Annotated in this window: 13 protein-coding genes and 1 pseudogene; 3 read left to right on the forward strand and 11 right to left on the reverse strand. The window is 73.9% G+C overall.

Annotated elements, in window-relative coordinates; genetic code table 11:
- The 5 genes from AB0I76_RS11795 to AB0I76_RS11815 all read right to left on the reverse strand — a co-directional run.
- Positions 1-595 (reverse strand): hypothetical protein (locus AB0I76_RS11795; RefSeq protein WP_357033607.1); only part of this gene is annotated, 595 nt, incomplete at its 3' end.
- Entirely contained in the window at positions 586-1128 is a 543-nt protein-coding gene (locus AB0I76_RS11800; RefSeq protein ID WP_357033609.1) for a hypothetical protein, read from the reverse strand. The genes AB0I76_RS11795 and AB0I76_RS11800, both read right to left, overlap by 10 nt.
- Before the next feature lie 111 nt (positions 1129-1239).
- Complete coding sequence (locus AB0I76_RS11805; protein ID WP_357033612.1) at positions 1240-3594, reverse strand: sodium-translocating pyrophosphatase; 2355 nt, start codon at positions 3592-3594, stop codon at positions 1240-1242.
- 317 nt (positions 3595-3911) lie between these two features.
- Entirely contained in the window at positions 3912-4346 is a 435-nt protein-coding gene (locus tag AB0I76_RS11810) for an ATP-binding protein (protein WP_357033614.1), read from the reverse strand.
- Positions 4346-4702, reverse strand: coding sequence for an STAS domain-containing protein (locus AB0I76_RS11815; RefSeq protein ID WP_357033616.1), 357 nt, complete (start codon positions 4700-4702; stop codon positions 4346-4348). The genes AB0I76_RS11810 and AB0I76_RS11815 overlap by 1 nt, the downstream gene beginning before the upstream one ends.
- A 143-nt stretch (positions 4703-4845) precedes the next feature.
- Between AB0I76_RS11815 and AB0I76_RS11820 the strand changes: the two genes are divergently transcribed.
- The 3 genes from AB0I76_RS11820 to AB0I76_RS11830 all read left to right on the forward strand — a co-directional run bounded on the left by AB0I76_RS11820 (position 4846) and on the right by AB0I76_RS11830 (position 8132).
- Positions 4846-7185, forward strand: coding sequence for a DEAD/DEAH box helicase (locus tag AB0I76_RS11820; RefSeq protein WP_357033618.1), 2340 nt, complete (start codon positions 4846-4848; stop codon positions 7183-7185).
- 82 nt (positions 7186-7267) lie between these two features.
- On the forward strand, positions 7268-7474 hold the full coding sequence (locus AB0I76_RS11825; RefSeq protein WP_357033620.1) for a hypothetical protein: 207 nt from the start codon (positions 7268-7270) through the stop codon (positions 7472-7474).
- Between the two features lie 79 nt (positions 7475-7553).
- A complete protein-coding gene (locus AB0I76_RS11830) occupies positions 7554-8132 on the forward strand; it encodes a hypothetical protein (protein ID WP_357033622.1) in 579 nt (192 codons plus the stop codon).
- A gap of 138 nt (positions 8133-8270) precedes the next feature.
- Here AB0I76_RS11830 and AB0I76_RS11835 read toward each other — a convergent pair whose 3' ends face one another.
- The 6 genes and pseudogenes from AB0I76_RS11835 to AB0I76_RS11860 all read right to left on the reverse strand — a co-directional run.
- Positions 8271-8621: an Rv3654c family TadE-like protein gene (locus AB0I76_RS11835; protein WP_357033624.1), complete on the reverse strand. Its 351-nt coding sequence runs from the start codon at positions 8619-8621 to the stop codon at positions 8271-8273.
- Positions 8622-8749: 128 nt separating this feature from the next.
- Positions 8750-9112, reverse strand: a complete 363-nt coding sequence (locus AB0I76_RS11840) for a TadE family type IV pilus minor pilin (RefSeq protein WP_357033626.1) — start codon at positions 9110-9112, stop codon at positions 8750-8752.
- Positions 9109-9237 (reverse strand): DUF4244 domain-containing protein, encoded by a 129-nt coding sequence (locus AB0I76_RS11845; RefSeq protein WP_208418639.1) that lies wholly within the window; start codon positions 9235-9237, stop codon positions 9109-9111. Before AB0I76_RS11845 ends, AB0I76_RS11840 begins: the two co-directional genes overlap by 4 nt.
- A 61-nt stretch (positions 9238-9298) precedes the next feature.
- The gene (locus tag AB0I76_RS11850) at positions 9299-9880 is read right to left on the reverse strand and encodes a type II secretion system F family protein (protein ID WP_357033631.1); all 582 of its coding nucleotides are present in this window, start codon (positions 9878-9880) and stop codon (positions 9299-9301) included.
- 230 nt (positions 9881-10110) lie between these two features.
- Positions 10111-10707: pseudogene (locus tag AB0I76_RS11855) on the reverse strand (hypothetical protein); the annotation flags it as partial.
- A 761-nt stretch (positions 10708-11468) separates the two neighbouring features.
- Positions 11469-12651: TadA family conjugal transfer-associated ATPase (locus AB0I76_RS11860; RefSeq protein WP_357033628.1), on the reverse strand; the 1183-nt coding region annotated here is incomplete at its 5' end.

Below are 12651 nucleotides of genomic sequence, written 5' to 3' on the forward strand. Positions count from 1 at the left end.
GCTCGGGCGTGCCGGCCGCCGCCAGCCAGAGGCGCAGTCGCCGGCCGTTGAGGTGGAAACCGGCGGGGGGCCGCAACGCCGGGCCGTGCAGCCACGCCGCCGCGAGCGGTTTCAACAGCCGGGTGTACGACGTGCGCACCGTGTGCCGCGCGTCGCCGGTCGCCTCCCAGCTCGCCGGGAGGCCCCGTTGCGCCAGCTCGGCGACGATCACGTGCACCCGCCACGCGGCGTCCAGCAGGACCGACAGCCGGGCCGTGCCGCCCATGACCGACACCTCGGCGGGCCCGGCGAGCAGGCCGGCGAGGTCGGCGAGGGAGGGGTCCGCGGCTTCCGCGCCGAAGAAGGCGAGCTGCCGGGCGGCGTCGTCGTCTCCCGGGCGGTCCGGCCCGTCCCGGTGCCCACCGGCTCCGGCAGGCCGGTCGACGACGGGCCCGTCGGGCGGGCGGTCGTCGCCGGCGGGCGGACGGGACCGGCGCTTCCGGCCGGCGGTACGGGGCGACGGCGGGCGCAACTCCGTCGGATCCTCCTCGGGTGCGGGGAACAGCGCCGGGAGCGCGTCGGCGTCCGGCTGCCCACCCGGACCGCTCAGCGACACTCGGGCACCTCGGCGAAGGCCCGCTTCAGCTCCTCGGAGTTCAGCCGGGTGGTGTCCAGCGCGCTGGCGTCGTACTCCTTGTTGAGGGTCTCCACCGCGGCCCGCACACCGTCGTAGAAGGCGGTGGGCTGGCCGGTGCCGAGGTCGTCGATGGTGTCCCGGGCCCGGCCGTACGCGTCGCGCATCTTCGCCAGCGACGTGCGGAAGCCCTCGGACACCTCCGCGCCGTGCTCGGCCTCGGGAACGCCGGCCTGCTCGACCTTGCGCCGCGCCGTCTCGCTGGCCTGCTCCGCGCCGTCGAAGAGCCGCACCAGGTTCTCCTTCGCCTGCGCGGGGGTGGTCCGTGCCGTCATCTGCTGGTCGGTGCTGCTGGTCAGCCGGCTGATCTCGGCACGCCACGGGGTGAGCGCCGAGCAGACCGACGCCGCCCACGCCCGGGGGCTCGGGCCCCCGCCGCAGCCGGCGAGGACCACGACGACCGTGGCGAGGACCACCGTGAGCTTTCCGGCGGCTGACGCCCGGCACGTACGCATGCGTTGCAGCGTACGGCGTGCGGACGACAGCGGCACCGCTCAGGTTTGCCACGTTGTACGCACCGGTCCCCGGCCGGCGGAGGGCCGTCCGGGGACCGGTTCACGTACGGGTCAGACGTTGACCGCCTCCGGTCGCTGGTCCGGGCTGCCCGCCCCGGTGCCGGCGTCGGAGTCGGACATCACCACGCCCTTGCGCTTGCTGAACACCACGGCCGCGACGACGATCAGCGTCGCCACCAGGGCGACCGTGATCCGCAGGCCGGTGTTCCGGTCGTCCCCCACGCTCCAGGCCACCACGGCCGGCGCGATCAGCAGCGAGACCAGGTTCATCACCTTGAGCAGCGGGTTGATCGCCGGCCCGGCGGTGTCCTTGAACGGGTCACCGACGGTGTCGCCGATGACGGTGGCGGCGTGCGACTCGGAGCCCTTGCCGCCGTACGCGCCGTCCTCGACGAGCTTCTTGGCGTTGTCCCAGGCACCACCGGAGTTGGCCAGGAAGACCGCCATCAGCGTGCCGGCCCCGATGGCACCGGCCAGGTACGACGCCAGGGCGCCGGGCCCGAGGCCGAAGCCGACGGCGATCGGCGCGAGGATGGCCAGCAGACCGGGGGTCATCAGCTCGCGCTGCGCGTCCCGGGTGCAGATGTCGACGACCTTGCCGTACTCGGGGCGCTGCGTGCCGTCCATGATGCCGGGCAGCTCGCGGAACTGCCGGCGTACCTCCATGACGACCGCGCCGGCCGAGCGGGACACCGCGTTGATGGCCAGCCCGGAGAAGAGGAAGACCACCGCCGCGCCGATGATGAGGCCGACCAGGTTGCGCGGGTTGGCCACGTTCAACGAGTTGAGGATCTCCCCGCCGACGTCGCCCACCCCGGCGTCCGCGTACGCGGTGCGCAGCGTGTCGGTGTACGAGCCGAACAGGGCCGTCGCGGCGAGGACGGCGGTGGCGATCGCGATGCCCTTGGTGATCGCCTTGGTGGTGTTGCCGACCGCGTCCAGTTCGGTCAGCGTCCGGGCGCCGTGCTCGTCGATGTCGCCGGACATCTCGGCGATGCCCTGGGCGTTGTCGGAGATCGGGCCGAAGGTGTCCATGGCGACGATCACGCCGACGGTGGTGAGCAGGCCGATGCCGGCCAGCGCCACCGCGAACAGGGACAGGGTGATGGAGCTGCCGCCGAGCAGGAACGCGCCGAACACGCCGGCGCCGATGAGCAGCGCCGAGTAGACCGCCGACTCCAGGCCGACGCTGATGCCGGCCAGGATGACGGTCGCCGCGCCGGTCTGCGAGCTCTTGCCGATGTCCTGGACCGGACGCCGGTTGGTCTCGGTGAAGTAGCCGGTCAGCGCCATGATCGCGGCGGCCAGCACGATGCCGATGACGACCGCGCCGATGGCGACCACCCGCGGGTTCTCGCCGACGTCGGTGAGACCGCCCTCCAGTTCGGCGAAACTGGCCGGCAGGTAGGCGAACGCGGCGATGGCCACCAGCACCGCGGACAGCACCGCGGAGAGGTAGAAGGCCCGGTTGATCGCGGTCAGGGCGTTGCGGTCGGACGCGCGCAGCCGGGTGATGAAGACGCCGACGATCGCGATGAGCACGCCGATGGTGGAGACGATCAGCGGGAAGACCAGGCCGGCCTCGCCGAACGCGGCGCGGCCCAGGATCAGGGCGGCGACCAGGGTCACGGCGTACGACTCGAAGAGGTCGGCGGCCATGCCGGCGCAGTCACCGACGTTGTCGCCCACGTTGTCCGCGATGGTGGCGGCGTTGCGCGGGTCGTCCTCCGGGATGCCCTGCTCGACCTTGCCGACGAGGTCGGCGCCGACGTCGGCGGCCTTGGTGAAGATGCCGCCGCCGACCCGCATGAACATGGCGAGCAGCGCGGCACCGAAGCCGAAGCCCTCCAGCACGGTCGGTGCGTCACCCCGGAAGAGGATGACGACCAGCGCGGCGCCGAAGAGGCCGAGCCCGACGGTGAGGAAGCCGACCACGCCACCGGTGCGGAAGGCGATCTTCATGGCCGCCTCCCGGCCGCCCTGGCGCTCCCGTGCGGCGGCGGCCACCCGCAGGTTGGCGCGGGTGGCGAGCCACATGCCGGCGCCGCCGATGAACGCGCTGAACAGCGCGCCGACCACGAAGAAGGCGGAGCGGCCGATCTTCACGGCGATCTCGCTGCCGTCGGTGTCGTGCACCGGCAGCAGGAAGAGCAGGACCACGGCGACGAGAACGAAGATCGCCAAGGTCCGGAACTGCCGGATCAGATAGGCCGAGGCGCCCTCCTGGACCGCCCCGGAGATCTCCTGCATGTTGGCGGTGCCCTTGTCGGCCGCCAGCACCGTCCTCGTCAGTGCGGCGGCGAAGGCGAGCGCCACCAGCGCGATCACCGCGGCGATGACGACGTACGTGACATTGTTCCCGGTGAGGGAGATCCCGCCGCTCTCGGCGGCCAAGGTGTCGGACATCTGTGTCCTCCTGTACCGAACCTCGCGCAGGCCGATGGAGACGCACCGGCCGGCGCCTGGATGCGGAGTCGCAAGTACGCACCGACCCGACCCGGCGATCCAGCGACGAACACCCATTCCCGCTGGCCGCAGGGCGGATCACTTGCTGACAACCCGGGTACTGTAGCCCTCCACAGTGTTGGAGGTCACACCGAGGGGGCACCGTGTCCGGATGATCTTCGTCGCTGTGTTATGAGGAAAAATCTGATATAGGAGTGCGTCCATGACGACGAGGCCGCACCCCGCTGGGGGTACGGCCTGGAGTGCGGAAGATCAGATCAGCGGCCGACCGGCCACACCATGCGGACCTCGGTACCGACGCCTTCCTCCACCGGGCGCACCTGGAGGTCCTCCACGAAACCGGCGAGCAGCGCGAAGCCCACACCGGTGGTCAGCGCGTCCTCGCTGAGCGACTCCTTGGCCAACTCGTCCGGCCCGAGCGCGGCCAGGCCGATACCCGCCTCGATCGGCGCCCGGTCGACGACCCGCACCGCGTACGCCCCCGAGTCGGACATCTCCACCAGCACCGGATCGGGCACTCCGTACTGCCGGTGCAGGGCGACCGCGCGTGTGCACGCCTCACCGATTGCCAGCCGCACCTCGTCGAGCAGGTCCTCGCGGACCCCGGCCCGTCGGGCGACCGCCACACCGACCAGGCGGGCGGTGCGCACGTGCACCGGAGCCGGCGAGAAGGACAGGCGGACCGTGGCCATCACGCGTCGGCGCCGGCCGGACCGGCGCCGACCGCCGCGTCGACCGTCGGGTGCAGCGGGAAGACCTGGTCGAGCGCGGTGATCCGGAAGATCTTGAGCAGCGGCTCCTTGTCACAGACCAGCGCGAACGACCCACCGGCGGTACGCAGGCGCTTGAGCGCTCCGACCAGCACGCCGAGACCGGTGGAGTCCAGGAAGTCCACCCGACCCAGGTCCACCACGACGTGACGGGCACCACCGTCGATCAGTTCGAGGAGCCGTTCCCGCAGGCGAGGGGCCGTGTACACGTCCACCTCACCGCCGACCTCAAGCACCGTGTGCTCGCCCACGGTGCGGGTCGCCAGCGACAGCTCCATCGATCCTCCTTCGCGAGAGCCGTAAACTCTCCTGGGCATCTAACCACTACCGCCGGAACGACCTGCCGGGTCACCGGACGAGGCTCCCCCTTACCCAGACCCCCGGCTTTTCATTTCCGAACACCAGTGCGAGAGTGCAGGACGTGTCGTCTCCAGCCACCGTATCCGCAGGTCCTGGCTCCGGGCGCACCCCGGCCGATCTGCTGTGGCGGCTGCGCGCCCGCGGCGAGGCCGATCCGGTCACCCACGTCGAGCGCGTGCCCGCCCGCGCGGGCACGACCGCTGAATGGCCGGAGTGGGCCCCCGAGGAGCTGCGCGCGGCCTTTGCCCGCCGTGGGGTGGCCGCGCCGTGGCGGCACCAGGCCGAGGCGGCGAGCCTGGCGTACGACGGCCGGCACGTCGTGGTGGCCACCGGCACCGCGTCCGGCAAGTCCCTGGCCTACCAGCTGCCCGCGCTGGCCACCCTGCTCGCCGACCCCCGCGCCACCGTGCTGTACCTGGCGCCGACCAAGGCGCTCGCCGCCGACCAGTTGCGCGCCGTCGCCGCGCTGGAACTGGAGGGCGTACGCCCCGCCTGCTACGACGGGGACACCCCGCGCGCCGAACGGGAGTGGATCCGCCGGCACGCACGCTTCGTGCTGACGAACCCCGACATGCTGCACCACGGCATCCTGCCCGGGCATGCCCAGTGGTCCGGGTTCCTGCGGCGCCTCGCGTACGTGGTGATCGACGAGTGCCACACCTACCGGGGCGTGTTCGGCTCGCACGTCGCGCACGTCCTGCGCCGCCTGCGTCGACAGTGCGCCCGCTTCGGTCGTACACCCGTGTTCGTGCTGGCCTCGGCGACGTCGGGCGACCCGGCCGCGGCGGCCGGGCGGCTCACCGGCCTGCCCGTCTCCGCCGTCACCGAGGACACCTCGCCGCGCGGCGGGGTGACCTTCGCCCTGTGGGAGCCTCCGCTGCTGCCCCACTCCTCCTCGGCGGCCGAGGCGGCGGACCTCGTCCAGGTCCGCAGGTCGGCGCTGCGGGAGACCGCCGACCTGCTCGCCGACACGGTCGCCGAGGGGGTACGTACGCTCGCCTTCGTCCGCTCCCGGCGCGGCGCCGAGGTGGTGGCCTCGAACGCGCGGCGGGCCCTCGACGAGGCGGTGCCCGGGCTCGGTGACCGGGTCGCCGCCTACCGGGCCGGCTACCTGCGCGAGGAGCGGCGCGAGCTGGAACGCGCGCTGCTGCACGGCGACCTGCTCGGCCTGGCCTCGACCAACGCCCTGGAGCTGGGCGTCGACCTGATCGGCCTGGACGCGGTGCTGATCTGCGGGTACCCGGGCACCCGGGCGTCGCTGTGGCAGCAGGCCGGACGGGCCGGGCGCTCCGGGCAGGAGGCCCTCGCGGTGCTGGTGGCCCGCGACGACCCGCTCGACACCTACCTGGTGCACCACCCGGAGGCCGTGTTCGGGCGACCGGTCGAGGCGACCGTCCTCGACCCGGCCAACCCGTACGTGCTCGGGCCGCAGCTCGCCTGCGCCGCCGCCGAGGCCCCGCTCACGCCGGCCGACCTGACCCTGTTCGGCGACGGCGCGAAGGAGGCGGTGGACGCGCTGGTGGAGGCGGGAGCGCTGCGGGAGCGCCCGACCGGCTGGTACTGGCGGCATCGGGAACGCCCCGAGGTGGACCTGCGCGGCTCCGACGGCGCGCCGGTCTGCGTGGTCGAGGCGGCGACCGGCCGGCTGCTCGGCACCGTCGACGGCGGCTCGTCGCACTTCCTGCTCCACACCGGCGCGGTCTACCTGCACCAGGGCGTGTCGTACGTGGTCGACTCGCTCGACCTGGCCGACGGGTGCGCGCTGGTGCACCCCGAGGAGCCGGACTGGTCCACCCACGCCCGGGACGTCACCTCGCTGTCGGTGGTGTCGGTGCGTTCGTACGTCGACGCGGGGCCGGTCGGGCTCTTCCTGGGCGAGGTGGATGTGACCAGCCAGGTGGTGTCGTACCAGCGGCGGCGGATCGCCTCCGGCGAAGTGATCGACACCCGCCCGCTGGACCTGCCCGCCCGGGAACTGCGCACCGTGGCGGTCTGGTTCACCCTGTCGCCCGAGTCGCTCACGGCGGCCGGCGTGGACCCGTCCGACGTGCCGGGGGCGCTGCACGCCGCCGAGCACGCCGCGATCGGGCTGCTGCCGCTGATGGCCACCTGCGACCGGTGGGACATCGGCGGGCTCTCCACCGCCGTGCACCCCGACACGGAGGCACCCACGGTGTTCGTCTACGACGGGCACCCGGGTGGGGCGGGTTTCGCCGAGCGGGCGTACGGGACGGCGGCGGCGTGGCTGCGCGCCACCCGGGACGCGATAGTCGAGTGCGGGTGCGAGTCCGGCTGCCCGTCGTGCGTGCAGTCCCCCAAGTGCGGCAACGGCAACAACCCGCTGTCCAAGGCGGACGCGGTCCGTGTCCTCGACGTGGTCCTGGCGAACCTGCCCGGCTGAAGTTCCCTGGCATGGAACTCCCCCTCCCGGGGCATTATGGGAGCGCTTCCATAGACAGACTTCCGCCTGCCGAGGAGGAGTGGTGGCCGACACCATCGCCGAGACCGTCGACCTGCTCTACACGATCGACCAGGACAACCTCACGCCCGACCAGCAGATCGCCCTCGGCGCCGCGCTGGCGGCGCTCGCCCAGGCGGAACGGCTGGAACAGATCAACGAACGGCTTCGCAGCATCCACCAGGTGCTGAACGCGTGGTCCCTGCGGGCGACCGTCGACGGCGGCCGATGAGCGGTCGCCGTCGTACGCACGGCGGTGCGGGGTGGGACGGGCTGTGCGAGACTCCGCCCCACCCTCAGAAGGAGATTTCATGCAGCTCGAACAATTGCAGGCCCAGCAGCAGTTCCACATCCGCCAGCGGCTGCGGCTGATGGTCAACCAGTACCAGGTCCACGCCGTCGCGCCGGACGGATCCGAGGGCGAGATGCTGGCCTTCGCCCAGCAGAAGCGCCTCGCCTTCAAGGAGCAGGTGACGATCTACACCGACGAGTCGAAGCAGCAGCCCCTGCTCGGCTTCAAGGCGCGCCAGCGTCTCGACATCGGTGCCACGTACGACGTCACCGACCACGCCGGCAACCCGATCGGCCTGTTCCGCAAGGACTTCGCGCAGTCCCTGCTCCGCTCGACGTGGCACGTGGAGCAGGCCGGTCTGCCGCAGGTCACCGGCCAGGAGCGGAGCATGCCGGTGGCGCTGCTGCGCCGGTTCGTGGACTCGCTGTCCTGGCTGCCGTACCACTTCGACTTCACCGCCGGCGGCCAGCCCGTCTTCTCCGTCATCAAGCAGTGGGGCCTGCGCGACCGGTACGTCGTCCAGATCCACAACCCGCAGGTCGACCGCCGGCTGGTCATCGCGATGGCCGTCGCCCTGGACGCGCTCCAGGGCCGCTGAGCCTCGGCTCGTCCCCTGCCGGTGGTGCGCCGTCCAGTTCCGGTGGCGCGCCGCCGGCTCTGGTACCGGTTGCGGTGCCGTTGCTGGGTCCGGTGGCGCGCCGCCGGCTCTCGTGGCACGCCGCCGGCGTGGGGCTGGTCAGGCGCGGATCGGGCCGGCACGGGCGCTGGCTTCCGCTGCCCGGCTCAGCCCGGGTAGCGGGGCCACCGTCACGCCGACGGTCAGCACCAGGTCCAGGCCGTCGAGTCGACACGAGACGAGTCGCGCACCGTTGGCCGAGACCACCTCACCTGCCGTACCGCAGGCCACCGCCGGGCCCTCGAGCGCTCGACCGGCACCGGCCAACGCCCCGAGATCGGCCGCCACCGCCGCCTGCTGCCGGGCGAGCCGGGCGGCGGCCACGGCCGCGCCGAACCCGCCGAACAGGACGAGCACCAGTCCGAGTGCGAGCACGAGGACGGTCGCCCCACCCCGGTCGGCCGGCGCCATCCCGACTCTCTTCTTGATCGTCTGCGCTTTTCCGGTCCGCACGGCGGCGTGTCGGACAGCTGCGGTGCAGACGATCAAGGGCGCTACGGCGCCGGGCGGTTCGGTTGTCGGGTGGTGGTGGGTGGTGGTCATGGGACCGTGGACCCGGGTTCGAGGGCTGCCACCGCCGTCGCCGTGACGGTCATCCGAGGCAGGCGGGTCCCGAGCGCCCTGACCGGCGCCCGGACCGTCGCGTGGACGAGCCCCCCGTCGGTGTGGACCGACACCTCGGCCCCGGACGGGGAGGAGTGGGCGGCGGCGGTCGCTCCGTCCTCGCCCCGTGCGGCGGCCAGCGCCGCCTCCCGGGCCGCATGCAGGCAGCTTCCCTTCGTACCGACCGCGTTGACGGCGGTCAGGCCGACGAACAGGAGCAGGAGCAGCGCCGGCAGGCCGGCCGCCAACTCGGCGGTGAAGGATCCCCGGTCCCGGCCGGCCCGCCGGCGCCCGGTCACTTCAGTGCCCGGTCGATGACGGCGGTCAACGCGGACTGGACGTTGCCGGAGGTCAGCACCTTGAGCAGGATGCCGGCGAAGGCGACGGCGGCGAGGGTGCCGACGGCGTACTCGGCCGTGTTCATCCCGGCGTCCCCGCGCAGGCGGGCGATGAGTCTGCGCACGTACGTGTCCTTTCTCGATCGGTCAGAGCACGTCGCCGAGGACGGCGACGATCACCGGCACCAGGCCGGCGAGAATGAAGGCCGGCAGGAAGCAGAGCCCCAGCGGCAGCACGATGAGCACACCCGCGCGGCGGGCCGCCGCCTCGGCGGCGCTCGACCGGTCGGCACGCAGGTCGTCGGCGACCCGCACCAGCGCACCGGCGAGTGCCGCCCCACTGTTCGCGGATCGTCGGACGGCCGCGGTGAGCCGTTCCGCGCCGGGTACGGGGTCGAGCGTGGCCCATGCCTCCTCCGGGCCCGCCCCGAGCAGCAGCAGGCGGCCGACCCGGCCCAGCCGCTCGGCGAGTGGCCCGTCGAGGGCGCCGGCGACCGCCTGCACCGAACGGTCGACTGGCGCACCCGCCCGGAGCGCAGCGGCGAGCAGGTCGGCGGCGAGGGGCAGGTCTCCGGCCTCGCGCAGCCGTCGGGTCCGGGCTGCCGGTGACTCGATCCTCCGCAGGGCCCGGTCGAGCACGATCGCCGTCGGGAGCGCGGCAACCGGCCCGGACCAGCCCCCACCGAGCACGGCGATCGCCAGGCCACCGAGCAGTGCGGCGAGCCGGATGGCGTCGAGACGGCGCGCCGACGTGGTACCGGCCGGCGCGTCGGTGACGGAACCGAACTCCTCCGACGGCCTGCTGGATGAGGGACGGGCGCCGGCCGGGAGCCGGCCCGGGCCACCGGGGGCGGCGGTGAGTCGGCGCAGTCGTCGGACCGGGCGGCGGCGCAGACCGGTGACCGCCGCCACCAGACCCGCCCCGACCAGGCCGAGGGACACGACCACCGTCCCGGACATCAGCGATCACCCCGCCCCGCACCGGTCAGCCGCTCGGTCCAGAACAGCCCGGCGGTCTGGAGGACGACCGCGACGATCGCCGACGCCCCGCCGAGCGGGGTGTGCAGGAGGACCGCCACGGGGTCCACCCCGATCCCGTACCCCAGGCCCACGCCACCGAGGGGCAGGGCAGCGAGCAGCCACGCGGTGGCCCGCGCACCGGCCGCCTGGGCCGCCGCCGCTTCCAACCCCCGGTCCGTCGACCGCGCGTCGGCCTCTATCCGTTCCACCAGCTCCGCCAGCGGCGCGCCCGTACGGTCGGCGAGCTGGACGGCGGCCCGCGTCAGCCGCGCGATCCGGTCGGCTTCCGCGCAGGCTGGTGGCGTGCTTGTCGCCGGCACCGGCAGCCCGGCCCGCAGGTCGGCGGCCACACCACAGAGCCGGTCGAGTTGCTGTCGCCGAAGGCGGCCGGCCTGCTGACCGGCCCGGCTGCGGAGAACCGCCCGAACACCCAGCACGGCGTACGTGGCACCCGCCACCGCCGCCACCGGACCACCCAGGACCGCACCGCCGGACAGTCCGCCCAGCGCGACGAGCAACAGGGTCCGCCGGGGCGACTCCGTGAGCCATGTGCTTCCGAACCGCAGTCGGGACCGACGACCGGATGCGGCTGCGGGCGCTTCCCGAACCGAGGTGGGCCGCGACTGATCACCTGATGCGGACGCCTGCGGCGCGTGTCCCGCCCGGTCATGACGTCGTTCGGGCGGACGGGCCGGACCGGCGGGAGCCGACGGGCCAGCCGGTCGCTGGCCGTCATGCCGACGTGGCGGGCCGGTCGGGCCGGGAGGCCGGGAGGGGCCGGGGCGGCCGGCTGGCCAGGGCCAGCGCACTCCGGTGTCGAGGTCGCGCCCCGGACGGTGGCTCCGACCCACGACGGTGGCGGCGACTGGACCGGCGACGGAATCCCACCGCGCGTCGGAGCCGGGCGGGCCATCCGCAGGGGGAGTCGGCACCAGGGACGACACCGGGTCGCCGGCGCCGGCAGCATGGCGCCCGTCCACCGACCCGGACGGCGAGATTGCGGCGTCCGGGGATGGCACCTCGCCCGCCCCACCCGACGACGGTCCCAAAGCGGTCCCAGCGGCCGGGGTCCGACGCGGCTCGACGGGCGGGGTGCGGCGCAGCTCGGCGGCCGGGTCCCCACGCAGCTCGGCGGACGGGGTGCGGCGCAGCTCGGCGATCCACTGGACGAGCGGGTCATCGGAGGTCTGGACGCCTCCCCACGGCAGGGAGGCACTGCGGAGCCGGAGCCGGAGCAGGAGCGGCCAGAAGACCAGGGCAGTCACGGCCACCAGCAGCAGAAGAGCAGCCGAGCCCATCACGCGGGACCCCCCGATCCGGGCCACGGTGTGCACAGGATCGGGGGTACCGGTACGTCCCTCTCCCGCAGCAGGGCCCCGAGCGCGCGGGCGGCGAGGCCGGGCCCCGTGCCGCGTACCCAGGCGGGAACGACGGTGACCAGGCGGTCGGGGCCCTCCGGGAGGAGCAGGCAGACCGACTCCAGCATCCGGCCCCGGGGGCCACGCCGGACCTGGAGCACCACCTGGAGCGCCGCGGCCACCTGCGCGTGCAGCGCCGCGCGGGGCAACCCGCCGAGGAGCCCCAGCGCCTCCAGCCGGGCCGGTACGTCCGACGGCGTGTTGGCGTGCAGCGTCCCCGCACCGCCGTCGTGGCCGGTGTTCAGGGCGGCGAGGAGGTCGACCACCTCCCCGCCCCGGCACTCCCCGACCACGAGCCGGTCGGGCCGCATCCGCAACGCCTGCCGGACCAGGTCGGTCAGACCAACCGCGCCGGAACCCTCCACGTTGGCCGTGCGCGCCTGGAGGCCCACCACGTGCGGGTGCTGCGGCTGCAGCTCGGCGGCGTCCTCGACGAGCACGATCCGTTCCGTCGACGGCACGAGGCCCAGCAGCGTGTTGAGCAGGGTCGTCTTGCCCGAGCCGGTGCCGCCGACCACCAGGTACGCGAGCCGGGCGGCGACCACGGCGCTCAGCACCGGCGCCACGGGCCGGGGCACGGTGCCCTGCTGCACCAGCTCGTCGAGGGTGTACGGCCGCTGCCGGAACGTCCGCAGGGACAGGTACGGCCCATCGGTCGCCACCGGGGGCAGCACGGCGTGCAGCCGGGTGCCGTCGGCGAGCCGGGCGTCGGCGTACGGGGAGCCGTCGTCGAGCCGACGGCCGGCGGCGCCGGCGAGACGTTGCGCGAGCCGGCGCACGTCGTCGGCAGAGCCGACCGGCACCGCGACCTGGTGCAGGCCCTGCCCCCGGTCGACCCAGACGCGGACCCCGTTGACCAGCACGTCGGTCACCTCCGGGTCGGCCAGCAGAGGTGCGAGCGGACCCGCACCGACGAGCTCGTCGTGCACCTCGTCGGCCATCCGGAGGACGGTGGTGTCGCCGAGGACGGCGGCGGTCGGCTCGGCGCGTACGGCGGTGACGATCGCGGCCGGCGTGACCGGCCCGGGAGCGGCGGCGATCCGCTGGCGGACCCGCGCGGCC

It is taken from the genome of Micromonospora sp. NPDC049799 (assembly GCF_040656655.1).
In the GTDB taxonomy this organism is placed as follows: Bacteria; Actinomycetota; Actinomycetes; order Mycobacteriales; family Micromonosporaceae; genus Micromonospora.